This is a genomic window from Micromonospora sp. NPDC049101, from assembly GCF_040648675.1.
Taxonomy (GTDB): domain Bacteria; phylum Actinomycetota; class Actinomycetes; order Mycobacteriales; family Micromonosporaceae; genus Micromonospora.
This window is the reverse complement of record NZ_JBEZED010000009.1, coordinates 105,982-131,539: the sequence shown is the minus strand read 5'-3', so window position 1 is coordinate 131,539 and position 25,558 is coordinate 105,982. Positions and strand designations below refer to the sequence as shown.

At 71.3% G+C, this 25,558-nt stretch carries 17 protein-coding genes and 1 pseudogene; 8 read left to right on the top strand and 10 right to left on the bottom strand.

Translation table 11 applies throughout. From position 1 onward, the window contains the following. Positions 1-90 precede the first annotated feature (90 nt). The 3 genes from AB0B57_RS14875 to AB0B57_RS14865 all read right to left on the bottom strand — a co-directional run bounded on the left by AB0B57_RS14875 (position 91) and on the right by AB0B57_RS14865 (position 3,470). On the bottom strand, positions 91-1,257 hold the full coding sequence (locus tag AB0B57_RS14875) for an alcohol dehydrogenase catalytic domain-containing protein (RefSeq protein ID WP_357069221.1): 1,167 nt from the start codon (positions 1,255-1,257) through the stop codon (positions 91-93). Next, positions 1,254-2,708 carry an aldehyde dehydrogenase family protein gene (locus AB0B57_RS14870; protein ID WP_357069219.1) on the bottom strand — a complete coding sequence of 485 codons (1,455 nt, stop codon included), beginning with the start codon at positions 2,706-2,708 and terminating at the stop codon, positions 1,254-1,256. Before AB0B57_RS14870 ends, AB0B57_RS14875 begins: the two co-directional genes overlap by 4 nt. 105 nt (positions 2,709-2,813) lie before the next feature. Then, on the bottom strand, positions 2,814-3,470 hold the full coding sequence (locus tag AB0B57_RS14865; protein ID WP_357069217.1) for a TetR/AcrR family transcriptional regulator C-terminal domain-containing protein: 657 nt from the start codon (positions 3,468-3,470) through the stop codon (positions 2,814-2,816). Between the two features lie 96 nt (positions 3,471-3,566). On the opposite strand from AB0B57_RS14865, the gene AB0B57_RS14860 reads away from it, so the two are divergent. Both AB0B57_RS14860 and AB0B57_RS14855 read left to right on the top strand, forming a co-directional pair. Next, on the top strand, positions 3,567-4,739 hold the full coding sequence (locus tag AB0B57_RS14860) for an acyl-CoA dehydrogenase family protein (RefSeq protein WP_357069215.1): 1,173 nt from the start codon (positions 3,567-3,569) through the stop codon (positions 4,737-4,739). A gap of 87 nt (positions 4,740-4,826) precedes the next feature. Further along, positions 4,827-5,342, top strand: coding sequence for a peptidoglycan-binding domain-containing protein (locus tag AB0B57_RS14855; protein WP_357069213.1), 516 nt, complete (start codon positions 4,827-4,829; stop codon positions 5,340-5,342). A gap of 39 nt (positions 5,343-5,381) precedes the next feature. Here the strand turns inward: AB0B57_RS14855 and AB0B57_RS14850 are convergent, their stop codons facing one another. Next, a complete protein-coding gene (locus AB0B57_RS14850) occupies positions 5,382-6,419 on the bottom strand; it encodes an aminotransferase class V-fold PLP-dependent enzyme (protein WP_357069211.1) in 1,038 nt (345 codons plus the stop codon). Positions 6,420-6,565: 146 nt separating this feature from the next. Between AB0B57_RS14850 and AB0B57_RS14845 the strand changes: the two genes are divergently transcribed. Further along, entirely contained in the window at positions 6,566-9,970 is a 3,405-nt protein-coding gene (locus AB0B57_RS14845; RefSeq protein ID WP_357069209.1) for a COR domain-containing protein, read from the top strand. Between the two features lie 11 nt (positions 9,971-9,981). Here the strand turns inward: AB0B57_RS14845 and AB0B57_RS14840 are convergent, their stop codons facing one another. Next, positions 9,982-12,150 carry an FUSC family protein gene (locus AB0B57_RS14840; protein WP_357069207.1) on the bottom strand — a complete coding sequence of 723 codons (2,169 nt, stop codon included), beginning with the start codon at positions 12,148-12,150 and terminating at the stop codon, positions 9,982-9,984. Positions 12,151-12,313: 163 nt separating this feature from the next. Here AB0B57_RS14840 and AB0B57_RS14835 point away from each other — a divergent pair, with 163 nt between their 5' ends. Further along, positions 12,314-13,186 (top strand): DUF4231 domain-containing protein, encoded by an 873-nt coding sequence (locus AB0B57_RS14835; protein ID WP_357069205.1) that lies wholly within the window; start codon positions 12,314-12,316, stop codon positions 13,184-13,186. 25 nt (positions 13,187-13,211) lie between these two features. Here AB0B57_RS14835 and AB0B57_RS14830 read toward each other — a convergent pair whose 3' ends face one another. Then, on the bottom strand, positions 13,212-15,038 hold the full coding sequence (locus AB0B57_RS14830; RefSeq protein ID WP_357069203.1) for an alpha-galactosidase: 1,827 nt from the start codon (positions 15,036-15,038) through the stop codon (positions 13,212-13,214). An 81-nt stretch (positions 15,039-15,119) separates the two neighbouring features. Here AB0B57_RS14830 and AB0B57_RS14825 point away from each other — a divergent pair, with 81 nt between their 5' ends. After that, positions 15,120-15,530 carry a hypothetical protein gene (locus tag AB0B57_RS14825; RefSeq protein WP_357069201.1) on the top strand — a complete coding sequence of 137 codons (411 nt, stop codon included), beginning with the start codon at positions 15,120-15,122 and terminating at the stop codon, positions 15,528-15,530. 14 nt (positions 15,531-15,544) lie between these two features. On the opposite strand, the gene AB0B57_RS14820 is transcribed toward AB0B57_RS14825, so the two are convergent. The 3 genes and pseudogenes from AB0B57_RS14820 to AB0B57_RS14810 all read right to left on the bottom strand — a co-directional run bounded on the left by AB0B57_RS14820 (position 15,545) and on the right by AB0B57_RS14810 (position 17,640). After that, positions 15,545-15,718: a hypothetical protein gene (locus AB0B57_RS14820; RefSeq protein ID WP_357069199.1), complete on the bottom strand. Its 174-nt coding sequence runs from the start codon at positions 15,716-15,718 to the stop codon at positions 15,545-15,547. Positions 15,719-16,038: 320 nt separating this feature from the next. After that, a pseudogene (locus AB0B57_RS14815) lies at positions 16,039-16,251 on the bottom strand (TilS substrate-binding domain-containing protein); the annotation flags it as partial. Positions 16,252-16,260: 9 nt separating this feature from the next. Further along, positions 16,261-17,640 carry a cation:dicarboxylase symporter family transporter gene (locus AB0B57_RS14810; protein WP_357069197.1) on the bottom strand — a complete coding sequence of 460 codons (1,380 nt, stop codon included), beginning with the start codon at positions 17,638-17,640 and terminating at the stop codon, positions 16,261-16,263. 103 nt (positions 17,641-17,743) lie between these two features. On the opposite strand from AB0B57_RS14810, the gene AB0B57_RS14805 reads away from it, so the two are divergent. From AB0B57_RS14805 to abc-f, 3 genes are all read left to right on the top strand, one after another. Continuing rightward, the gene (locus tag AB0B57_RS14805) at positions 17,744-19,327 is read left to right on the top strand and encodes a sensor histidine kinase (protein ID WP_357069195.1); all 1,584 of its coding nucleotides are present in this window, start codon (positions 17,744-17,746) and stop codon (positions 19,325-19,327) included. Beyond that, positions 19,327-20,016, top strand: a complete 690-nt coding sequence (locus AB0B57_RS14800; protein WP_357069193.1) for a response regulator — start codon at positions 19,327-19,329, stop codon at positions 20,014-20,016. Before AB0B57_RS14805 ends, AB0B57_RS14800 begins: the two co-directional genes overlap by 1 nt. Before the next feature lie 255 nt (positions 20,017-20,271). After that, positions 20,272-21,909: a ribosomal protection-like ABC-F family protein gene (gene abc-f, locus AB0B57_RS14795; protein ID WP_357069191.1), complete on the top strand. Its 1,638-nt coding sequence runs from the start codon at positions 20,272-20,274 to the stop codon at positions 21,907-21,909. A 57-nt stretch (positions 21,910-21,966) separates the two neighbouring features. On the opposite strand, the gene dnaE is transcribed toward abc-f, so the two are convergent. Next, complete coding sequence (dnaE, locus tag AB0B57_RS14790) at positions 21,967-25,497, bottom strand: DNA polymerase III subunit alpha (RefSeq protein ID WP_357069189.1); 3,531 nt, start codon at positions 25,495-25,497, stop codon at positions 21,967-21,969. Positions 25,498-25,558 lie beyond the last annotated feature (61 nt).

Below are 25,558 nucleotides of genomic sequence, written 5' to 3'. Positions count from 1 at the left end.
TCCACTCGTCTTTCCGGAAGTCGGGGTGTCCTGGGCGTCCCGACACCCCGACTTCACGGAAGCCGAGTCGATCAAGCAGGCCGGGGATGCTCAGTCGAGGGTGACCACCCAGCGAGCGCCCTCGCCCCGGGCCAGCCGATCGAACGCCATAGGGGCCTCGTCCAACGGGACCGTGCCGCTGACCAGCACGCCCAGGTCCAGCGCGCCGCCGGCCAACTCGGCGGCCAGCACGGGCACCTCCCGGTCCGGGTCCGACGAGCCGTACACCGAGGACCGCAGGGTGCGGGCGGAGTGGAAGATGTCCAGCGCGCCGAGGCTGACCATGTCGTCCTTGGCGCCCATGCCGACCACTGTCACCGATCCCCCGCGTCGGGTCAGTCGCCAGGCCGCCCGGATGGTGGTGGCCCGTCCGACGCACTCGAAGGCGTGGTCGACGCCGCGACCCTCGGTGCGCGCCCGTACCTCCCTGGAGAGCCGGTCGTCGGAGAGCAGGAAGTCGGTGGCCCCGGCGGCGAGCGCCAGGTTCCGTTTGGCCTCGGCCACGTCGACGGCCAGGATCGTCGTGGCGCCGGCCCGGCGGGCCGCGCTGAGCACGGCGAGCCCGACCCCACCGAGCCCGACGACCGCCACGGTCTCGCCGGGCGCTACCCGGGCGGTGTTGCGGACCGCGCCGACGCCGGTCAGCACCGCGCAGCCGAGCAGTGCGGCCTGTTCCGGGGGCAGACCTGCGGGAATCGGGATGACGGCGGTCTCGGGCACCACCACCGCCTCGGCGAGCGCGCCGAGGCCGAGGGTCAGGTTCAGCGGCACGCCGTCGTCGGTCTCGCCGCGCGGCACTGTCGGGGCGGTCGTGTCGGCGCAGAGCCACGGCTCGCCGCGCCGGCACCACCAGCAGGCCCGGCAGGCCGGTGCCCAGTTCAACACCACCTCGGTGCCGACCCGCAGCCGACTGCCCGGCCCGGCCTCGGCCACCACGCCGGTCGCCTCGTGCCCGAGCACCAGCGGGAACCTCGCGGCGATCGTGCCGTTCACCATGGACAGGTCGGAGTGGCAGACACCGGCCGCCCGGATCGTCACCCGCACCTCGCCGGGGCCGGGCGCGGGCAGGCGTACCCGCTCGATTCGCAACTCGGCGCCGACACCGCGCGCGACAAGCGCGCGGACGGTGACCGGCGCGGCCACCGGCTCGGCACCGACCGTCGGCGCGGCCGGGACCGGCTCACGGCCGCCCGCCGGGACCGGCTCGGTGCCGCTCATCGCTGGATCGCCTTCAGCTCGCAGAACTCGGCGAGCCCGTGCACGCCCAACTCGCGGCCCAGGCCGGACTGCTTGTAGCCGCCGAACGGGGCGAGCGGATTGAACGGGGCACCGTTGATGTCGACCGCGCCGGTGCGCATCCGCCGAGCCACCGCGAGCGCCGCGTCGGTGTCGGCGGACCAGACCGCGCCGGCCAGCCCGTACCGCGAGTTGTTGGCGATCGCGACCGCCTCGTCGGTGTCGCCGAACGGGAGAACGGCGAGCACCGGGCCGAAGACCTCCTCCTGGGCGAGCGCGCTGTCGGGGTGCACGTCGGCGAAGACGGTCGGGGCGACGAAGTGCCCCCGGGCCGGCACCGGGGTGTCCGGGCCGCCGGCGACCAGCCGTGCGCCGTCGGCCAGTGCCCGGTCGACGTGGCCACGCACCCGGTCGGCCTGGGCCGCGGAGACCAGCGGCCCGAGCCGGGTGCCCGGGTCGAACGGATCGCCGAGCCGGTAGCCGGCCACCGCGGTGGCGACCAGGTCGAGTGCTTCGTCGTACCGGTCGCGGTGCACCAGCATGCGGGTCCACGCCGTGCAGGTCTGCCCGGAGTTGAGCAGGGCGTTGCCGACGCCCACCTTGACCGCGGTGGCCAGGTCGGCGTCGGGGAGAATCACGTTTGCGGACTTGCCACCCAACTCCAGCGCGACCCGGGCGATGCGGTCGGCCGCGAGCCGCATGATCCGCGCGCCGGTGGCGGTGGAGCCGGTGAACGAGACCAGGTCGACGTCGGGGTGCCCGACCAGGGCCTCACCCACCACCGGCCCGGTGCCGGGGACCAGGTTGAGCACCCCCGGCGGCAACCCGGCCTCGGCGACCGCGTCGAAGAGCAGGTACGCGGTCAACGGCGTCAGCTCGCTGGGCTTGAGCACCACCGTGCAGCCGGCGGCCAGCGCGGGCGCCAGCTTCGCCAGCACCTGGTGCAGCGGATAGTTCCACGGGGTGATCGCGCCGACCACGCCGACCGGCTCGCGGACGACGAGCGAGTTGCCGATGCTCTCCTGGGCCGGCGGCCGAGCGGCGAGCGCGACGTGGTCGCGCAGGACTGTCAACGGCAGCCCGACCTGTACGCGGGTGGCGAGCTTGAACGGCGAGCCCAGCTCCACGGCAATGGTGCGGGCAAGGTCGTCGGCGCGAGCGGCGAGCGCGGTGTGCAGCCGGTCGAGGTGGGCGGAGCGCTCGGTGGGAGCGGTGGCCGCCCAGGCGGGGAAGGCGGCGCGGGCCGCGGCGACGGCGCGGTCCACGTCGGCCGCCGTGCCGGCGGGCACCTGCCCGATCGACGCGCCGGTGCTCGGATTCTCCACGTCGATCACGTCGGTGCCGGCGGGGGAGATCCACTCGCCGCCGACGTGCAGGTGGTGCCGGAGGCGCAGGGTGTCGGGCAGCTGCGACGGCGGGGCGGCGAGGTCCATGGCGTCCCTTCGGGGGGTGGGCGACCGGCAGTGGGGACGGGGGCGCGGCGGGCGATGGCGACGGAGTCGCGGCGGGCGATGAAACTAGCGCTGGGAGTTTGGACGCTACCCCCTGGGCCGGGCGGACTCCACCGGGTCGACGGTGCGGGCGTACTCGGCGGCCAGACCGTGCAGCAGCGCGTCCAGGCCGAGGGCGAAGGCGCCCTCGTCCACGCTCTGCTGGTGCTCGGCGAGCCGGTGCGCCTGCCGCAGGTGCGGGTAGTGCGCCGCGTACAGCTCCGGATCCTCGACGAAGCCGCGGGCGAACGAGCCGAGCGCCGACCCGGCCACGAAGTAGCGCAGTGCGGCGCCGATGTGGGTGGCGCGGGCCGGCGGCCAGCCGGCGCGGACCAACCCGCCGTAGACCGCGTCGGCCATGGCCAGTGCGGCCGGTCGACGACCGGGCCCCTGCGCCAGGTACGGCACGATGTTCGGGTGCGCGGTGAGCGCCCGCCGGTACGACCAGGCCCAGTCGTGCAGCGCGGCGGCCCAGTCCCGGCTGGCGAAGCCGCTGGTGTCGACGGCACCGGTGACCGTGTCGGCGACCGCGTCGAGGATCTCGTCCTTGGTGCCGAAGTGGTTGTAGAGCGACGGCCCACGGACGCCCAACTCGGCGGCGAGCCGCCGGGTGGAGAAGGCGGGCAGGCCCTCGGCGTCGATGAGCGCGGTGGCTGTCTCGACGATCAACTGCCGGGTCAGCCGGGGCTGGCGGGGTCGGGGCACTGCGCTCCTCACGGTCTCGGCCATCAGGTCTGGACGCGACAAAACTTGCACCGCTAGTTTAAAGGTGACCGGCTGCGCCGACGCCAGGAGGACCACGTGGACTTTTCGCTCACCGACGAGGAGCGGGCGGTGCGGGACACCGTCCGATCGTTCATCCGCCGCGAGGTGATGCCGTTGGAGTCGGAGGTGCTCCGGCGGGAGCGGGCGCACCAGCCGGGCCTGGACCACTCCGAGGTGCGCGAGCTGCAACTCAAGGCGCGCAAGTTCGGCTTCTGGGGCCTGGCCACCCCCGAAGAGTACGGCGGGATGAACCTGCCGGCAGTGCTCCAGTCGTTGATCTGGACGGAGCTGGGCCACACCTTCGTGCCGTTCCGCTTCGGCGGCGAGGCGGACAACATCCTGTTCCACGCCACCGAGGAGCAGAAGCAGGAGTTCCTCATCCCGACCATCGAGGGCGAGCGGCGCTCCTGCTTCGCGATCACCGAGCCCGGGGCCGGCTCGGACGCCGCGAACATCCGGCTCTCGGCCCGGCGCGACGGCGACGACTGGGTGCTCGACGGCGAGAAGACCTTCATCACCGGTGGCCACGACGCCGACTTCGCCATCGTGGTCGCGGTGACCGACCGGGAGAGGGGCGCCCGCAACGGCGGGGCCACCGCGTTCCTGGTGGACCGGTCGATGGGCTGGCGCTCGGAGTTCATCCAGACCATGGGCGAGGGTGGGCCCGCATCGCTCATCTTCGACGGCGTCCGCGTGCCGCACCGCAACATCCTCGGCGAGATCGGGCAGGGCTTCACGCTGGGCATGGAGTGGATCGGCAAGGGCCGCTACACCATCCCGTCACACGCCATCGGCATCGCCGAGCGGGTCCTGCAGATGGCCATCGACTACGCCAACACCCGGGAGACCTTCGGCGCGAAGATCGGCACCAACCAGGCCATCCAGTGGATGATCGCCGACTCGGAGACCGAGTTGGAGGCGGCCCGCTGGCTGGTGCTGCGCTCGGCGTGGACCGTCGATCAGGGCCTGGACCCCCGGCACGCGTCGTCGATGGGCAAGCTCTACGGCGCCGGCATGGTCAACCGGGTGGTCGACCGGGTGCTCCAGATCCACGGCGGCATGGGCTACACCCGTGAGCTGCCCATCGAGCGCTGGTACCGGCAGGTCCGGCTCTACCGGATCTTCGAGGGCACCGACGAGATGCAGCGGCTGATCATCTCCCGCGACCTGCTGCGCGGGTACACGAAGATCGGCGGCCACCTGGCCTGAGAACGGATGTCCGCCCGTCGTGAACCACGTGGGTCCGCCGGCCATCTACCCCCATGACAGCTGCCCATCAGCCACAGGGGGATGCTCATGCACCTACGAATCAAGGCCGTTGCGATGGCGATGGTCGTCGCCACAATCGGCGCCGTCGCCATCCCGGCCGCGCCGGCGTCGGCCAACGTCAGCCAGGGCTACGTCACGGGCTCGGGCACCTGGACGGACGACTGGGGCGACGAGGGCCCGATCTCCGCGTCGACCCGCTCGTACAGCAATGTCGTCGCCATGTGGCAGAAGATCCTGGTGGCCGACGGCTATCTCGCCGCCTCCGACGTCGACTGCCGGTTCGGGCCGACGACGACGGCCGCGACCAGGCGGTGGCAGACCGACCGAGGTCTCGTGAGCGACGGCGTCGTCGGCCGCCGGACCTTCGCCACGGCGGCAACCCGCCTCACCACGTACGAGGGTTGGTTCTACTACGACGGGCTGGGCAGCAACTTCATCTACTTCGGGCGGCTCGCGGACGGCAAGTGGGACATGAGCCTGGGGCCTGACCTGGAGTGGCAGCCTCTCTCGTACACGTACGCGAGCTTCAGCATCTGCTCCTGACCGGCCGGCCGGCCGTGCCCCGCAACGGGCGCGGCCGGCCTATCCGACCAGCGCGGTCAACGCGGCGTCCACGTCGGCCTCGGTGGAGTAGACGTGGAAGGAGGCACGGACCCGTCCGGCGCGGACCGCCGCCCGGATCCCGGCCGCCGCGAGGCGCTGCTCGGCGCCGGGCACGTCCACGCTGACGATGGCGCTCTCCCCCGCCGGCCGGCCCAGCCCGGTCAGGAACCGGTTGGCCAGCGCCACGTTGTGCTCCCGGATCGCCGGCACGCCGATCTCGGCGACCACCTCCAGGGCGGGCGCCGCGCCGACCCAGCTGAACCAGGCCGGTGAGATGTCGAACCGGCGGGCGTCGTCGGCCAGCCGCAACGGTGGGCCGTAGTAGGAGGCGTGCGGGTCGCGGCCCGCGTACCAGCCGGCCGCGTCCGGGCGTAGCCGCTCGCGCAACGCCGGGGCCAGATAGGCGTACGCGGTGCCGCGCGGATTCATCAGCCACTTGTAGCCACCCACCGCCACCACGTCGGCCCGGTTCCCGTCGAACGGCAGCCAGCCGCACGCCTGGGTCGCGTCCACCACCACCAACGCGTCGTGCGCGCGGGCCGCGGCCACGATCTCGTGGTACGCCGCCACCGCCCCGTCGGCGGACTGCACCATACTGAACGCGACCACGTCGGTGTCGGCGTCGATGGCGTCGACCAGGGCGTCCAGCGGCACCGTGTGCACCTTGACGCCGCGTTCCTCCTGCACCAGCCAGGGGAAGAGGTTCGAGGTGAACTCGACCTCGGGAACCACCACCCTCGCCCCGTCCGGCAGGGCGGCCGCGACCGGCGCGAGGATCTGCGACACGGCCGCGCCGACCGCGACGTCACCGGCCGGCACCCCGATCAGGTCGGCGAACGCGGCACGGGACCGGTGCACCGACTCGCCCCAGCCCTCCCACGACGTCCGGCCGACCCGCCACGCGTCCAGGGCCTCCTGAAGTGCCGTCCACGCCGGCTCGGGCGGCAACCCGTAGGAGGCGGTGTTCAACCAGCCGGGCTCCGGCTTCCACAACTGCTGCGCCTGCTCGAACTCCATGCCGTCGACGCTAGGCGGGGCGACGGCGAACGGGCACGGCCAATCGGCGATCGGCGGCCTGTCAGATCCGTACGTCGACCCGATCGCGCCGAGAGTCGACCCAGCCGGCAATACTGACTGTGCACGGGGGACTACGCTGCTTCGGCATGGATGACGGCACGATTGTCGAGGCCAAAGACCGCATAGCTGCCGCCACCGGCGGGCATGTCGACCTCAGCGGTCTCGCCCTGACCGCTGGCGACCTCGCCGAGCTGCTGCGCGACATCCCGGCTCTCGCTGATGTGACCAGCCTCGATCTAGCTGAGAACGACCTGGACACCCTGCCGGACGCCGTCGCTGCCTGGACCTGCCTCACCACCCTGGACCTGGGTGAGAACCGGCTCACCGTGCTACCCGACGCCGTCGCCGCCTGGACCTCCCTCACCACCCTGCACCTGAGCGACAACCACCTCACCGCCCTACCCGACGCCGTCGCCGCCTGGACCTCCCTCACCGAACTACGCCTGAGCGACAACCACCTCACCGCCCTACCCGACGCCGTCGCCGCCTGGACCTCCCTCACCACCCTGCACCTGATTGCCAACCAGCTCACCACCCTGCCCGATGCCGTCGCCGCCTGGACCTCCCTCACCGAACTACGCCTGGCCGGCAACCGGCTCACCGCCCTGCCCGACGCAGTCGCCGCCTGGACGGGCCTAACCATGCTTCTCGCGTACGAAAACCAGCTCACCGCGCTACCGGACGCGGTCGCCGCCTGGACTGCCCTGACACGGCTCAACGTGGACCGCAACCAGCTAAGCGCGCTACCGGACGCAGTCGCCGCCTGGACTGCCCTGACACGGCTCGATATGGACTACAACCAGCTCACCGCCCTACCCGACGCAGTCGCCGTCTGGGCCCATCTCAATGTTCTGTACCTGGACGGCAACCACCTCACCACCCTGCCCGACGCCGTCGCCGCCTGGACCTCCCTCACCGAACTGCACCTGGACGGCAACCAGCTCACCACCCTGCCGGACGCTGTCGCTGCCTGGACCGCCCTCTTGTCTCTGTCCATGGTCGGCAACCAGCTCACCACCCTGCCCGACGCCATCGCCGCCTGGAACTCCCTCAGCGGGCTGTCCCTGGCCGACAATCAGCTCACCGCCCTGCCCGACGCCATTGGTCGGCTCGCAGAGCTTCGGATGCTTGTCGTAGAGGGCAATCCACTTCCGCCCGAGGTGCTGGCCGCCGAGGTGGAGGGCACGGAGGCGCTGCTGGCGTTCCTCCGGGATGTCGCCACCGACGGGATCTCGATCTCGGAGGCGAAGCTGCTGTTCGTGGGCGCTGGCGAGGCTGGGAAGAGCACCCTGCTCGGGGCGTTGCGCGGCGAGCCCTGGCAGGATCGTCACCAGACACAGGGCATGGAGATCAAGCCGCTGGTGGTGAGCCACGCCGACCAGGAGATCACCCTGAACGGGTGGGACTTTGGCGGCCAGCAGGCCTACCAGCCGGCGCACCAGTTGTTCTTCAGCGCGCCGGCCGTCTACGTCGTCGTCTGGAAACCCCGTCCGGGTGTCGCGGCCGGCATGGTGGAGTCGTGGATCGCCATGATCGCCCACCGGGCCCCGGACGCCCGGGTCCTCGTGGTCGCGTCCCACGGTGGGCCGTCCTCGCGGGCGGACGCCATCGACGAAACGCACCTGAAACAGCGCTTCGGCAGCCTGATCGTCGGTTTCCACGAGGTCGACAGCGCCATCCCGGACGACCGGCTGGAGGCACTGCGGGAGGCGATCGCCACGACCGCCGGCACGCTCCCGCACGTGCACCGTCGCTACCCGGCCACGTGGCAGCGGACGATCGAGGCAGTCACCGCCGGCGGTCGGCAGGTGATCGACTACCGCGGCTACGAAGCGGTGGCCGAAGCCCAGGGACTGAACGCCTTCCAGGCACGGACGCTGGCCAGTAACGCCCACCACCTGGGGAAGTGGATCTACTACGCGGACGACGACGCGCTTGCCGCGTTCGTGATCCTCCAACCGGACTGGCTCAACGTCGCGATCGCCGCCGTCCTCGACAGTCGAGACGCCGTCGACGCCCTCGGTCTCGTCCCACACCGCATGCTCGGGCGCCTGTGGAGTGCCGCCCAGGCTCCCGACGGCACGCGCTACACGAGAGAACAGCAGCGACTGTTCCTGGCGCTCATGGGGCGCTTCGAGCTGACCTACCTGGTCTCCCTCGACGCCGCACCCGAGCCGGTGAGTCTCATCGCGCAACTCGTCCCCGCCGCACAGCCGGACCTGCGCGGGGCCTGGGTCGAGTTCCGCACCGCCGACCGCGAGTACCTGGAGGTGTGCCGGATCTCGGAAGGCCCCGCAGGCCCCGTGGTCATTCCCGACTCCCTGATGTACCGGCTCATCGTCCGCCTGCACCACCAGCGCTACACGGAGCCCGACTCCCTCCAGGGCGTGCACTGGCAGCAGGGCATGGTCCTGCAGAGCCGGTACGGCGCCCGCGCGCTGCTCACCGTGCGTACCGGGGTCGGTGTCCAGGTCCAGGTGCGCGGCCCGGACGCCGTCACCTACCTGCGCCAGGTCACCGACGAGATCCGCTACTGCATCGAGCGGTTCTGGCCCGGCCTGAGCACCGTCGCCCTCGTCGCCTGCCGGGACGGGTGCGGCCTGCCCACGCCGGGTGCGGGCCTGTTCGACGTCGACAAACTCATCAAACTGCGCGACGCACACGGGCAGAGCATCGCGCAGTGCCCGATCTCCAGCTGCGACGCCTTCCCCGCCATCAACTCGCTGCTGGGCGGTGCGGGCGCGAGCCAGGACGCGCTCGCCAGTCTGCAGGACGGCGTGGCGCTGATGGACAGTCATGTCCGCGGGCTGAGTCGACGGGTGACCGAGCTCAACGACACCGTCAAGGCCAACCTCGCGGGCGTGAACGCACAGCTCACCGCGTTGATGTGGCAACTCAACGACGAGGCCGCGGACGGCCCGCGCCTGTTCACCCTCACCCCCGTCGAGGCGTCCCTTCGCAACCCGCAGTGGACCACCAGGCGGATGCGGCTGACGTTGTACTGCGAGCACTCGCTGCAGCCCGTGCACGTCCTCGAACCCGACCGGCGCGATGCCGGCGTCTACTACCCGGACGTCTCCCGAGAGTGGTGGGCCAGAGCCGTCCCCCTCCTGAAGGCCACCACCATGCTGCTCAAGCCTCTGCTGGGCGTGGGTCTGGCCGAGCTCAAACTCGACTTCAGCGAAGAGCAGTGGAAGGCCATCGAGGAGCAGGTCGCCCTGGCGAACGAGACACTGAACGCCGCGGCGGAGGCCGCGAGCCACCTCACCGCGGACGACCACAGCGCCGGGCTCGCGGAACGGGCCCCCCACGCACCGGCGTCTCCCGTCCACGCCGAGGGCGCCGTCCTCCGGACGCTGCACGTCGTGCTCCGCGCCCAGGACGTCACCATCGCCGACCTCCGCAAGGTGGTACGCCCCGACGGCCGCATCCTCTGGGTCCACAGTCAGTTCGAGCACCTCTACCACAGCGGCCTACCCGTCATCCCCTGACCCGAAGCGGCTCACTGTCGCCCCGCCGAGCCGGGCGGCGGGTGGATCCGGGCGAGGCTGTCGGCGAGGCCGGCGAGCCACCTGTCGACCTCCACCAGGTGCCGCACCGCCGAGGCGTCGACCGCGCCGAGCAACGGGCGGATCCGGTCCACCTCGTCGACACAGTCGGTCGGAGCGGGCACCCGGCCGGAGGCCCGGCCGTGCGCCACCTCGCCGGCCAGGTCGTCGTACGCCGACCGCAGTTGCCCGGCCGCGTCCCGCAGCAGGACCGCCGCGGCCGGCCAGCCGGCGAGGCAGCCGGGCGGGTTGCGGCGCAGCAGCGACTCGGCGCCGGGCACCACGTGCTGCCCGGCGCCCAGGGCGGCGTCCCAGTCCACCCCCGCGTGTCGCGGGTCGTGGCGCTCGGAGTGGTACTGGCAGTACGACGAGTCGACCAGGACCATCCGGCGGCGGACCCGGTCGAGGTCGTCCTCGGGCGGCGGCGCGTCGCCCAGCACCGCCTCCACGGTCTGCTGGACCGCCTCCCCGCTGGCCGTCAGGTAGCGGGCGGCGTTGTGGCGCAGGTCGTGGCCCGCGCCGCGCGGCCACATGGCGACGCCGGCGAGCACACCGATCACCGCGCCGAGTCCGACGTCGACCAGACGTGCCTCGGCGAGCCGCCAACCCTCGGGGCTGAGCTGGCTGAAGACGACAGTCAGCAGCAGGGTGAACAGCGCCTGCTGCCACACCGGGCCCAGCAGCCGACCGACACCGAACGCCAGCAGCAAGGTGACCGGCAGCACGACGGCGTACACGATGGGCTCCTCGACGAGGAACACCAGCAGGCCGCTGACGACGACGCCCGCGATGGTGCCCAGCACGGCGGGCCGCAACGCGGTGCGCGTGTCGGCGGCCGAGGTCCGCAGGACCGTGAGCGTCGTCAGGAGCACCCAGAAGCCGTGGTGGAGCTGCAGCAGCCCGGCGCCCACCCGGGCGACCGACAGTGCCACGGCCAGTCGCAGCGCGCTGTGCAGGTTGGCGGAGCGCGGTGCCAGGTGGGAGCGGAACTGTCGCCAGTACAGCGTCCACGGGCTGTGTCGCGCGTACTCGAAGAGCGTGGGGTAGGCATCGCCCACCGCGGGCCGCGCCCCGGCGGCGACCCGGGCGCCGACGGCGAAGACCCGCACCTGGTCGGCGAGGGCCAGCGCGGTCGCGTCCCGGCACATCCGGGGTACGTCCGCCGCGCCGCCGCCCCGGCCCACCGGGTACGCCGCCTCGGCCGTGCGGATCGCGGCGTCCAGGCTCCCGAGGTCGACCGGAGGCGCCCCCGGTGCCAGGTTCCGGCCGGCGGCCCGGGTCGTGTCGGCGCAGGCGCGCAGCAGCCGCGCCGCCGCCAGGTCCGGGATCGGCTCCGGCGGGGCGTCTCCCGCGAGCCGGTCCGCCTCGGCGAGCACCTCCCGCAGTGCCGCCGCCGAGATCCGCAGCGCCCGGTCCTGGGCGCCCGCCGCGGTGGGCGCCCGCTCCGGCGCACTGCGGCCCAACCCGAGCGGGGCCACCACGTCGTACGCCCGCGCACGCCGCCGGTCCGGACCACCGGGACCGGCGTGCGGGTCGGTCAGGGCGTCGGCGGTGGCGTCGAGGAAGGCCCCGACGCCGTCCGCCGCCCGGGTGAGCAGCTGCCGGTAGGAGACCGGCACCGGATCGGGCCAGAGCAGCACCTCGGCCGCGGCGAGCAGCAGAATGGCGAGCGTGACGCCGCCGAGTCGCTGCGGCAGGGTGCCCGGTTGGTACGGCGGGAAGGACGCCAGGATGTAGAAGAGCTGGAACGCGCTGGCCAACCCCACCAGGCGCGGATTGCCCACCCCGGCGAACGCCACGACGAACCCGATGACCAGCATCCCGCCGGCGGCCGACCACGTGCTCCACGCCAACAACGAGCCCACGGCGACCAGCGCCCAGATCGCCGGCAGTGCCGTGACGAGGATCCGCGCCCGTTGCGGCGCCGGACCGGGCAACTGCGCGAACGACCCGGCGGCGATCGTGCCGAACAGGCCGTAGGTGGCGAGGACCGAGCTGCCCGCGCCGTAACGGCAGGCGTAGAAGACGACGGACGCGACGAGTGTCAGCCGTGCCGCTCGCCGCAGGACGGCATCCCCCGGGTCACGGCGACGGAGCCGGCCAAGGAGGCTGGTTGCGGGCACGCCTGCTCCCCCGGTCGTCGCGGCACCCCTCCCCGACCAACCATTCTCGCCCCGGGCGTGCCGGCGGTGGCGGGTTTCCCGGCGAATCACCGCCACGAGGGCCGACAGGCCGTAGACACCGCCCTCTATGTTTGGTGAAGGTTCTCCTCGGGAGGTCGACGCCATGCTGAATGCCGAGGACTTTCCGCCGTTTCAGCGGGCCGTGTCCACTGAGTCGCTACGCGGGCAGCGGGTGTTCGCGTCCCTGACCGCCCTGCGGCTGTCGCTGCTCCTGCTGGCCGCGTTGGCGGGGGTCGGCACCTGGAAGCTCGACAACTTCACGGTGGGTCCGGCAATCGCGGTGGGCGCCTTCGCCGCCACCTCGATCGTGGAGGTCTTCCTGCTCACCAACCGTCCCGACGAGCGGTGGTATGTCGGGAGGGCGCTCTCCGAGTCCATCAAGTCGTTGACGTGGCGATTCGCGATCGCAGCCGATCCGTTTCCCCGCTCACGCGACGACTCGGAGTGTGTCGAGGAGTTCACCGGCCGACTGTTGGGCCTGACCAGGGACATGTCCGGGGCCGGGTTGGCGGCACCCGCCCTGGCCGGGCAGCAGATCACGGAGGGAATGCGAACCGTACGGGCCACCTCCCTCGCGGAGCGCCGGGCGTCGTACGTGAACGGTCGTCTGGAGACCCAGCGGGTCTGGTACGCCGCGCGCTCGTTGTCGAACCGCGCCCGAGCGACACGGTGGTCGGTCGCCATGCTGGTCCTGGAGTTGGTGGGGCTGGCCCTGGCGATGTCGAGGGTCGCCGGTTTCACCGACGTCGACCTGTTCGGCGTGGCCGCCGCCGCGGTCGCGGCCGGTGCGGCCTGGACGCAGACGCGGCAACACTCCGCGGTGGCGACCGCCTACGCCCTGGCGAGCCAGGAGCTCGCCGCCATGGGGTCACTGGCCAGCCGGATCACCTCGGAGGCCCAGTTGTCGCAGTTCGTCAACGACACGGAGACAGCGATCTCCCGGGAGCACACGATGTGGCGGGCACGCCGCCGCTGAGTGCCACACGGCGGCACGCCGCTGCCTACACGCCGGTGCGGCGCCACTGCTGGTTGGTGCCGGTGCCGCAGGCCCACTGCCCGACCTGTGCACCGTCCGCGGTGGCGGAGTTCAGCACGTCCAGGCACTTCCCGCTGTGGCGGGCGACGAACCTGACGTAGCCGGTGCCGAGGTCCTCGACCCGCCACTGCTGGTTGGTGCCGCCGTTGCAGGCCCACTGGATGACCCGGACGCCGTCGCCGGTGGCACTCGTGCCGCCGTACACGTCGAGGCACTTGCCGCTGCTGGCACTTGTCACCGTGGAGTAGCCGCCGCCGGCGTCCTGGATCCGCCACCGCTGGTTGGCCTGCCCGTTCGCGGCCCACTGCACGACGTTGGCACCATCCGCCGTGGACGCGTTGGAGACGTCGAGGAACTTGCCGCTGTGCCGGGCAGCCACCGTGTAGGTGGTCGGCGGGGGGACTGTGGTCTGCGGCGCCAGCCGATACAGGCCACTCCCGTGGGCGGGCAGGGAGCGGGTGAGCGTGCCGGTGACGGTGCCGAGGCCGGTGCCGGACCACAGGTCCGTGACGACGGCCGAGCCGATGCCCAGGTCGGCCAGGTTCACCGAGACGTTGGCGGTGGCACTCTCCCGGTTGAACAGCGCCACGTACCGGTGGTCGCTGCCCGGAACGTCGGCGGTCCACACCTGCCGGGTGCCGCCGACGAGCTGGCGGTTGTTGGCGCTGTTCTGGTCGACGGCGAGCACCGCCGCGTTGGTCATCAACGCCAGCTCGGCGGCGCGGTTCTCGACCAGGTTGCCGCCCCACATCAGCGGCGCCCGGTTGATCGCCCACAGGGTCATGAGGGTGCGCTGCTCGTCGGCGGTGAGCGCGGAGTAGCGGGGTGCGCCGACCGGGCCGTACTTCGACAGCCGCCCGATCGGGATCATGTCCGGATCAGGCCAGGCACCAGTCGTTCGGTACGGCGTCCAGTTGCGCAACTGGTCGAAGAGCGCGTCGAGCGACGACCAGTTGTCCCACAGGTCGTTGACGATGCGCCACATGTGCGCGTTGTCCCGCACGTGCCCGCCGCTGGCCAGCGGTGTCGCGCCCGGCGACAGGCTCAGCACCATCGGCCGGCCGCTGTGCTGGATCGCGGTCCGGTAACCCTCGACCTCGGCCTGCCGGTACGTCGGGGCCGCGATGTCGTCGACCTTCACGTAGTCGACGCCCCAGCCGGCCAGGAGCTGGAAGACCGAGTCCAGGTACGCCTGCGCGCAGGCGTTGGACATGTTCAGGCCCCACATCAGGTTGAGCCAGGCCGCGGTGGTGGTGTTGTTGATCTGGTTGGCTCGGCAGTTGGTGCCGAGGATCGGCACGTTGTCGGCGACCGCCTGGCGGGGGATGCCGCGCATCAGGTGGACGCCGAACTTCAGCCCCTGGGCGTGCACGTAGTCGGCGAGAGGCTTGAACCCGTTGTCGCCCGCCGCCGAGGGAAACCGCGTGGTGTCCGGCAGCAGGCGCCCGTTGGCGTCCATCCGCAGCCGGGGATTCAGGTTGGCGTCCTGGTTGGGGCTGTTGTTGTGCTGGCCCGGGTAGTACCAGGCCCAGTCGATGACGACGTACTGCCAGCCGTGTTGGCGCAGGTTGTCGCGCATGTAGTCGGCGTTGGCCCGGACGTCGGACTCGGTGACCCGCCAGTTGAACGAGTCGTAGCTGTTCCACCCCATCGGCGGGGTGTCCGCCGTGCCGTTGTCCCACGCCATGGCCGGCTTCGGGGAGATGACGGTGAGGCCGACGGCGAGCAGCACGACCAGCGCCGTGAGCCCGGCCATCCGACGTGCGGTGGAACGCGCGAGGACGAGCGTCATCGAACCTCCCGACAGGCAGTGGTGGTTGTCGATGTTAGCGCACACACCGCCTGTCAAGTGCTCCTGGGGTAGACAGAACCCGTGACGTACTTCGCGGACCTGACGCCGTACACGTACCTGGAGCGGCATGAGGAGGACGAGCAAGGGGCAGCCGACGAACCGCTGCTCAACGTCGGCTGGCTGGAGGCCGCGCATCCGTTCCCGACCGGCGCTCCCCCGGACGGGTTGCTGCCAGCCCTGACCGAGTTGGCCAAGGCCCGGGTCCGCCAGACTCGCGGGCACCACTACTGCGAAATCTGCGTCCGGGACATGGGCGAGGACGCCAGTGAAGCCTATCGGCAGGGCGTGCTCGCCCGCGAGAGCGCCGAATTCGAGGTACGGGGTGACGGCGTCGCGTACGCCGCACCTCAACTCCTGCTCCGCTACGTAACCGCCCACGAATACCTGCCACCGGCCGAGTTCTGTGCGGCGGCCCTGCGGGCAACGAGCTGACGAGTGCCGACGCGTCAGACGAGGCGGTGGATGCGGACCTTCGGATGCTCGTTCCGCAGGTGAGCCTGCTTGTGCTGGCGGACCTGCTCGTCCCAGACCTCCTGGTCGTAGTCGGGGCTGGGCGGGATCCACCTGTGTGACCCGTCGCTGTAGTGGAACTTCTCGTCTCCGGCCCGGATGATGCTCACCGCACCCAGCCGAGGAAGCGCCGGTGCAGCGACAGCGGAGCCCCGTCGAACTCTGCACTCAGTTCACGCCGTCGGGTCGGACCGGACCACCTTCCGGGACCGGGCGCACAGCGGCTGAGGCCCTCGGCACCGGCTCGTACCGCTGGATGACCCGGGCAGGCGGCCGACCGATGCACCACCCGCGCCGCCTTTGCTCTGCACCCGCCCGTGCACCGCGCACGGTCCGTAACTGGCGCATGGGCGGGTGCAGAGCAAAGGGTCCGCAGGGTGGTGGGGCAGGTCCTCGGCGAGGTGCGTTCGAGGCGTCGACCGGCGGCGGATCAGCCGGGGCTCAGCGGCGACAGTCGGCCGCCGCGGCGGAGCACCCGAAGACCCCCGGGCAGATCGGTCGGGCCCTGGCCGTGCCAGTCAGTGACCAGGGCGTCCAGGGCGTTGACGTGCCGGTGCGACAGCGCTCCCGGCGAGGCACCCAGCTCACGCGCCCAGGAGTGCAGCAGCACCCGGCCACGCACCGCGGGGGCCAGACCGGCCAGCGTGGACGGTCAGGCGGGGACGCCGGCCGGCGTGGTTGCCTCGTCGGGGCGTGCCGCCGACTCGTCGTCGTGCTCGTCCAGCATGGTGGCCTCGTCGAACGGGTCGTCACCGCGCAGCACGCCGACCGCCCGGTCCCGGTCGAACTCACCGGTCCAGGTGCCCACCAGCACAGTCGCCACGGCGTTGCCGGCGAAGTTGGTGAGCGCCCGAGCCTCCGACATGAACCGGTCGATGCCCACGATCAGCCCGACCCCGTCGACCAGGTCGGGCCGGTGCGACTGGAGGCCGCCGGCCAGGGTCGCGATGCCGGCGCCGGTCACGCCCGCCGCACCCTTCGACGCGATGATCATGAACAGCAGCAGCGACACCTGCTCGCCGATGGAGAGCGGGTTGCCCAGCGCGTCGGCGATGAACAGCGACGCCATGGTCAGGTAGATCGCCGTGCCGTCCAGGTTGAACGAGTATCCGGTCGGCACCGTGATGCCGACGACCGGCTTGCTCACCCCGAAGTGTTCCATCTTCGCGATCAGCCGCGGCAGCGCCGACTCCGACGACGAGGTCGACAGGATCAGCAGGAACTCCCGGCCGAGGTAGCGCAGCAGCGAGAAGATCGAGATCCGGGCCACGAACCAGAGCAGCGCGCCGAGGAACACCAGCACGAAGATCAGGCAGGTCGCGTAGAAGCCCAGCATGATCTGGGCGAGGCTCTTGAGCGCGTCCACGCCTGTCGCGCCGACCACGGCGGCCATGGCACCGAAGGCGCCGAGCGGCGCCAGCCACATGATCATGGCGAGGACCTTGAACACGACGCGCTGGATGACGGCGATCGCGCCGAGCACCGGCTCGCCGCGCCGACCCATGGCCTGCACCGCGAAGCCGACGAGCAGGGCCACCAGCAGCGTCTGGAGCACCTCGCCCTCGGTGAGCGCGGAGAGCATCGTGGTCGGGATGATCCCGAGCAGGAACTCCGTCGTACCCGCGGCCTCGTCGCCGGCCGCGGCCTTGCCCGCGCCCGCGAGGTCCGCACCCAGGTTCAGGCCGGAACCGGGGTGGATGAGATTGCCGACGACCAGGCCGATGGCGAGCGCCACCGTCGACATGGTGAGGAAGTAGCCGAGGGCGAGGCCGCCGACCTTGCCGACCTTCGCGGCCTGCCGGACGGACCCGACGCCGAGCACGATGGTGCAGAAGATGACCGGGCTGATCATCATCTTGATCAGGTTGACGAAGCCGGTGCCGATCGGCTTGAGTTCCTTGCCGAAATCGGGGGCCACCAGGCCAACCACGATGCCGGCGAGCACGGCCACGATGACGGCGAGGTACAGGTAACGGGTACGGTCCCGGCGGACCGCCGGTGCCGGTGAGGTGGTGGATGCGGTGGTGTCCATGTCGACAATGTGAACCGTGTCTCACCCGTTGACAGCCTTGCGGTCATTCTGTTCACCGCGAACCCGACAACGGCGGCGGCGGCGCGACGAGGAGGTGGTGGAGGTGGCCCGACGTCAGTGGAGCATCGCGGGGCAACTCTTCGCCCTCCAGGCGGTGGTGGTGACGCTGCTCGTGCTGGCCGGCGCGGCCGGTGCCGTCTGGCTGGCCCGCAGCGACTCCCGCCAGGCCGCGCAGGAGGAGGTGCTCGCGGTGGCACAGACCGTCGCCGGATCCCCCGACGTCCGCGCGGCCCTCACGACCGCCGACCCCGCGAGGATCCTCCAGCCGTACGCCGAATCGACCCGGCAGGCGACGGGCACCGACTTCGTGGTGGTGATGGCCCCCGACCGCACCCGCTTCTCGCACCCCACCCGGGAACGGATCGGCGAGCCGTTCGTCGGGGACATCGGGCCCGCCCTGGCCGGCCACGCGTTCACCACCACCAACGTCGGCACGCTCGGCGAGTCGGTGCGCGCGGTGGTCCCGGTGTACGACGAGCGGCGGCGCATCATCGGCCTGGTCTCGGTGGGCATCACCACCAGGGCGATCAACCGCAAGCTGCTGGGCCAGTTGCCGGTGCTGTTCGGTGTCGCCGCGCCGGCCCTGGCGCTCGCGGCAACCGGTTCCTGGCTGCTCAGCCGCCGGTTGCGCCGCCAGACGCACGGTCTCGGTCCGGCACAGATGACCCGGATGTACGAGTACTACGACGCGGTCCTGCACTCGGTGCGCGAGGGTCTCGTGGTGCTGACCACCGACCGGCGGATCGCGTTGATCAACGACGAGGGTCGCCGGCTGGTGGGGCTCGACGTGGACGCGCCGGTGATCGACAGGCCGGTCGCCGGGATCGACCTGCCGCCCGCGGTGGCCGACCTGCTCGGCTCCGGGCGCGACGCCCGCGACGAACCCGTCCTCGCCGGTGACCGGGTGCTCGTCGCCAACCAGCGGACCACCCGTTTCGAGGGCGCGGTGCTCGGCACCGTGTTGACCCTGCGCGACCAGACCGAGCTGCGCACCCTGGCCAGTGAGCTGGACTCGGTGCGAGCGCTGACCGAGGCGTTGCAGGCGCAGACCCACGAGTCGGCCAACCGGCTGCACACCGTGCTGACGCTCGTGGAGTTGGGCCGCGCCGACGAGGCCGTCCGGCTCGGCACCCGGGACCTCGCCCTGGCCCAGCAGTTGACCGACCGGGTGGTCGGCGCGGTCACCGAGCCGGCCCTGGCCGCGCTGCTGCTCGGCAAGTCGGCGCAGGCCAGCGAGCGCGGGGTCGACCTGGTCGTCGAGCCGGACTGCCGCCTCGACGACAGCCCACTGCCGACCGGCGACCTGCTCACCGTGGTCGGCAACCTGGTCGACAACGCCCTGGAGGCGGTGGCCGGCACGTCTGCGCCCCGCCGGGTGCGGGTCCTCGTCGGCACGTTCGAGGACGAGTTGGTGGTCCGGGTCGCCGACAGTGGCCCCGGGCTGGCCCCGGAGCGGGTGGCCGACGCGTTCCGGCGCGGCTGGTCCACCAAGAGCACCGGCCGGGGCCTCGGCCTGGCACTTGTCGGGCAGGTGGTCCGCCGGCACGGCGGCAGCTACCAGGTGGGCCGCTCGGACGACGGCGGCAGCCTGTTCACCGTCCGCCTGCCGAACGGAGGTGAGCACTGATGACCGACATCCGGGTGCTGGTCGTCGAGGACGAGCCGCTGCTCGCCGAGGCGCACTGCGCGTACACCGAACGGGTTCCTGGTTTCGTGGTGGTCGGGGTGGCGCACACCGCGCGGGCGGCGATGGCGGCGCTGCGCGGCGGCGGCGACGTGGACCTCGTACTCCTGGATTTTCGGCTGCCCGACCTGCACGGTCTGGACGTCTGCCGGGCGCTGCGGGCCGCCGGCAGCGACGTCGACGTGCTGGCGGTGACGAGCGCCCGGGACCTGGCGGTGGTGCGCACCGCGGTGTCCCTCGGGGTGACCCACTACCTGCTCAAGCCGTTCACGTTCGCGGCGTTCCGCGACAAGCTGGAACGCTACGCCGACTACCGCGCGCAGGCCCTCGCCGACGGCGAGGTGGCCGCCCAGCACGAGGTGGACCAGATGTTCGCCACCCTGCGCGGCACCGCCGGGCACAGCCTGCCCAAGGGCCTCGACGCGCAGACCCTCGATCGGGTACGCGTGGCGCTGGCCGACCGGACCGACCCACAGGTGGGACTGTCCGCGACCGAGGTGAGCGCGGCGACCGGCATCTCCCGGGTGACCGCCCGCCGCTACCTGGAGTACCTGGTCACCGTGGACCGGGCCGCCCGCAGCCTCCGCTACGGCACCCCCGGCCGCCCCGAGGTCGAATATCGCCCCCGCTGAACGGATCGGCGTTGCCGCGACGGGAACCCGGTGGCGGGGTGGGGATCCGTTGTTAGACTCGGCGAGTTGGGTTGGCGGTACGACTGGGGAGACCAGACATGGCGGGTGACGACGACATCTCCGGGTGAGACCGGACATGTTCGGCCAGCGGTGCGGCGCGCGTGTGCGCGGCCGCCGTGGCCATGCCGTCGTTGCACCGGTCCCGTGTCGTCGGGCGGCTGAGGCGCGCCCATCCCACCCTCTGAGGTCACTCGCATGTCTGATGCGTTCATCGTCTGCTCGAACCTGTCCTTCTCCTGGCCGGACGACACTCCGGTCTTCTCGGAGCTGTCCTGCACCGTTCCGGGCGGTCGCACCGGCCTGGTCGCGCCCAACGGCGCCGGTAAGAGCACCCTGCTGCGGTTGATCGCCGGGGAGCTGCGGCCCAGCGGCGGGAGCGTCACCGTCGACGGCCTGCTCGGCTACCTCCCGCAGACCCTGCCGCTGGTCGGCGACCTGACCGTGGCGCAGGTGCTGGGCGTCGCCGAGCGGATCGCGGCGCTGCACGCCATCGAGGCTGGCGACGCCGGCGAGGAGCACTTCGCCACGATCGGCGACGACTGGGACATCGAGGAGCGCACTCGCTCCGAGCTGGACCGCCTCGGCCTGGGCGAGCTGACCCTCGACCGGCGGCTGCACACCCTCAGCGGCGGCCAGGTGGTGTCCCTCGGCCTGGCGGCGCAACTGCTGCGCCGTCCGGACGTGCTGCTGCTCGACGAGCCGACGAACAACCTGGATCTGGCGGCCCGGCACCGGCTGTACGACGTGCTGACCGACTGGTCCGGGTGCCTGCTGCTGGTCAGCCACGACCGGGAACTGTTGGACCGGATGGACCGCATCGCCGAGCTGGAGCAGGGCGAGATCCGCTGGTACGGGGGCAACTTCACCGCGTACACCGAGGCGGTGCGGGCGGCCCGGGACGTGGCCGAGAGCAACCTGCGCAACGCCGAGCAGGAGGTCAAGCGGGAGAAACGGGAGATGCAGCAGGCCCGGGAACGCGCCGACCGGCGGGCCAGCAACGCCTCGAAGAACCTGAAGAACGCCGGCCTGCCGAAGATCTTCGCCGGCACCATGAAGCGCAACGCGCAGGAGTCCGCCGGAAAGTCTCACGAGACACACTCGGCCCGGCTCGGTCAGGCCAAGGCCCGACTCGACGAGGCCGGCCGGGCGGTCCGCGACGAGGACCGCATCGTCGTGGACCTGCCGGACACCACAGTCCCGGGCGGGCGCACGGTCTTCTCCGGCCAGGGGATGCGGGCCCGCTTCGACGACCGGGAGTTGTTCGGCGGCGACGGCGCCGACCTGGTGATCCGGGGGCCGGAGCGGATCGCCCTCACCGGCGGCAACGGCGTGGGCAAGTCGACACTGCTGCGCCTGGTCAACGGCGACCTGCAACCGTCCGGCGGTGAGCTGAAGCGCGGCGACGGGCGGATCGCGTACCTGTCGCAGCGGCTGGACCTGCTGGACCTCGACCGTACGGTGGCGGAGAACTTCGCCGCGTACGCGCCGAGCCTGCCCGACGCCACGCGGATGAACCTGCTGGCCCGGTTCCTGTTCCGGGGCAACCGGGTGAACCTGCCCGTCGGGGTGCTCTCCGGCGGTGAGCGGCTGCGCGCCACCCTGGCGTGTGTGCTCTGCGCCGAACCGGCGCCGCAACTGCTGCTGCTCGACGAGCCGACGAACAACCTGGACCTGGTCAGCGTCGCCCAGTTGGAGAGCGCGCTGTCCGCGTACCAGGGTGCGTTTGTGGTGGTCAGCCACGACGAACGGTTCCTGGCCGAGATCGGCGTGCGGCGCTGGTTGCGGCTGGCCGACGGCCAGCTGCGGGAGATCGGGGCACCCGACCGGGCCTGAGCCTGAGCCCGGCCGTCCGCGGCCCGGCCGGCACGCGCCGGCCGGGTCGCGGCCCCGTCAGCTCACGTTGGCCGGGCCGAGGACGCTCTTCAGGTCACCCATCAGCGCGGTCGTCGCCGCCACCCGGAACGGGCCCAGCCGCAGGGTGGTGGTGCGCCCGCCGTTCTGCAGCTTGACGTGTACCTCGGTGTCGCCGGGGTGCAGGACCAGGGTCTCCTTGAGGCGCTCCACCAGCGGTGGTGTGCAGCGGTGTACCGGGATGGTGAGGGTGACCGGCTTGTTGGTGGCGCTGGTGCTGACGTCCGGCATGGACATGTCCATCGCCATGATCCGGGGTGTGTCGTCGCGGCGGTCCACCCGGCCCTTGACCACCACGATGGCGTCCTCGGCGATGTACTGGCCGATCACCTCGTAGGTGTTGGGGAAGAACAGCGCCTCCACCCCACCGGCCAGGTCTTCCAGGGTGGCCGAGGCCCAGGCGCGGCCCTGCTTGGTGACCCGGCGCTGCACCCCGGACAGGATGCCGGCGAGGGTGACCACCGCCCCGTCGGGCACCGCGCCGTCCTCGGCGAGGGAGGCGATCGTGGTGTCGGCCGCCGCGCCGAGGATGTGCTCCAGGCCGAACAGCGGGTGGTCGGAGACGTACAGGCCGAGCATCTCGCGCTCGAAGGCCAGCTTGTCGCGCTTGTCCCACTCGCTGTCACCGATTGTCGGCATCACCGTCGTGCTGCCGGTGTCGGCGTCACCGAAGCCGGCACCGAAGAGGTCGTACTGGCCGACCGCCTCCTTGCGCTTCACGTCGGCGTACGCGTCGATGGCGTCGGCGTGCACCGCGAGCAGGCCCTTGCGGGGGTGCTCCAGGGAGTCGAACGCACCGGCCTTGATCAGTGATTCGATCGTCTTCTTGTTGCAGACCACCGCGTCCACCTTGGACAGGAAGTCGTAGAAGTCGGTGTAGTCGCCCTTCTCCTGGCGGCAGCGCATGATCGAGGCGACCACGTTCGCACCGACGTTGCGCACCGCGGCCAGGCCGAAGCGGATGTCCTTGCCGACCGGGGTGAACGGGCCGGCCGAGGTGTTCACGTCCGGTGGAAGCACCTGGATGCGCATCCGGCGACACTCGGACAGGTACAGCGCCATCTTGTCCTTGTCGTCACCGACGCTGGTCAGCAGCCCGGCCATGTACTCCGCCGGGTAGTGCGCCTTCAGGTACGCGGTCCAGTAGGAGACCAGGCCGTACGCGGCGGAGTGCGCCTTGTTGAAGGCGTACCCGGCGAACGGCACCAGGACGTCCCACACCGCCTGGATCGCCTCGTCGGAGTAACCGCGCTCGCGGCAGCCGTCCCGGAACGGGATGAACTCCTTGTCGAGGATCTCCTTCTTCTTCTTACCCATCGCCCGGCGCAGCAGGTCCGCCTGACCCAGCGTGTAGCCGGCGAGGATCTGCGCGGCGCGCTGCACCTGCTCCTGGTAGACGATCAGGCCGTGGGTGGGGGCCAGGATCTCCCGCAGCGGCTCCTCCAGCTCCGGGTGGATCGGGGTGATCTCCTGGAGGCCGTTCTTGCGCAGCGCGTAGTTGGTGTGCGAGTCGACGCCCATCGGGCCGGGCCGGTACAGCGCCAGGACGGCGGAGATGTCCTCGAAGTTGTCCGGCTTCATCAGCCGCAGCAGCGACCGCATCGGCCCACCGTCGAGCTGGAACACGCCCAGGGTGTCACCGCGGGCCAGCAGCTCGTACGCGGGCTTGTCGTCCAGCGGAAGGGCCAGCAGGTCGAGCTTGAGGCCGTGGTTGAGCTCGATGTTCTTGACCGCGTCGTCGATGATCGTCAGGTTGCGCAGGCCGAGGAAGTCCATCTTCAGCAGCCCGAGCGACTCGCAGGTCGGGTAGTCGAACTGCGTGATGATCGCCCCGTCGGCGTCGCGGCGCATCAACGGGATGTGCTCGATGATCGGCTCGGCGGACATGATGACGCCGGCGGCGTGCACACCGGTCTGCCGGATCAGACCCTCGATGCCCTTGGCCGTGTCGATCACCTTGCGGACGTCCGGGTCGGAGTCGTACAGGCCACGGATCTCGCCGGCCTCGGCGTAGCGGGGGTGCTTGTTGTCGAAGATGCCGGTGAGCGGGATGTCCTTGCCCATCACGGCCGGCGGCATCGCCTTGGTGATCCGGTCGCCGACCGCGTACGGGAAGCCCAGCACCCGGGCCGAGTCCTTGATCGCGGCCTTCGCCTTGATCGTGCCGAACGTGGCGATCTGGGCGACCTTGTCCTCACCCCACTTGTCGGTGACGTACTTGATCACCTCACCGCGCCGACGCTCGTCGAAGTCGATGTCGACATCCGGCATCGAGACCCGCTCGGGGTTGAGGAACCGCTCGAAGATCAGCCCGTGCTGGATCGGGTCCAGGTCGGTGATGCCCAGCGCGTACGCGACGAGCGAGCCGGCGGCCGAACCACGACCCGGGCCCACCGCGATGCCCTGCTTCTTCGCCCACTGGATGAAGTCGGCGACCACGAGGAAGTAGGACGGGAAGCCCATCTGGTTGATGACGCCCAGCTCGTACTCGGCCTGGACGACGTGCCCCTCCGGGATGCCGTTCGGGTAGCGGCGGCCCAGGCCGGCGAACGTCTCCTTGCGGAACCAGGACTCCTCGGTCTCCCCGTCGGGCACCGGGAAGCGCGGCATCAGGTTGTGGAACTCGAACATCCCGGTCGGGTCGACCTTCTCGGCGACCAGCAGCGTGTTGCGGCACCCCTGCTGCCACAACTCGGACGAGTCGACCCCGCGCATCTGGTCGGCACTCTTGATGAAGTAGCCGCCGCCCTCGAGGCGGAACCGGTTGGGGTCGTCGATGTTGCTGGCCGTCTGCACACAGAGCAGCACGTCGTGCGCGGTGGCCTGCTCCTCGACCGTGTAGTGCGAGTCGTTGGTGACCACCGGCGGGATGTTCAGCTTGCGGGAGATCTCGGTGAGACCCTCGCGGACCCGACTCTCGATGGAGAGGCCGTGGTCCATGATCTCGACGAAGTAGTTGTCCTTGCCGAAGATGTCCTGGTAGGTGGCCGCGACCTTGAGGGCCTCGTCGAACTGGCCGAGCCGCAGGCGGGTCTGCACCGCGCCGGACGGGCAGCCGGTGGTGGCCATGATGCCCTCGGCGTACTCGGCGATCAGCTCCATGTCCATCCGGGGCCACTTGATGTAGTGCCCCTCCATGGACGCCCGCGAGTTGAGGGTGAACAGGTTCTTCAGGCCCTGCGCGTTCTTCGCCCACATCGTCTTGTGGGTGATCGCGCCGTTACCGGAGACGTCGTCGCTCTTCTGCTCCGGCCGACCCCACTTGACCCGCGCCTTGTGATAGCGCGACTCCGGCGCCACGTACGCCTCGACGCCCAGGATCGGGGTGATCCCGGCGGCCATCGCCTGCTTGTAGAAGTCGTTCGCGCCGTGCATGTTGCCGTGGTCGGTGATCGCCACCGCCGACATGCCGAGCCGGTTGGCCTCGATGAACAGGTCCTTGAGTCGGGCCGCTCCGTCGAGCATCGAGTATTCGGTGTGCACGTGCAGATGCGCGAACGAATCGGCCATGCCTGGCGCCCCCCGGCGGTGTGGATCTTGTTGGTCGGAGCCGACCGGCACCTACCCTACC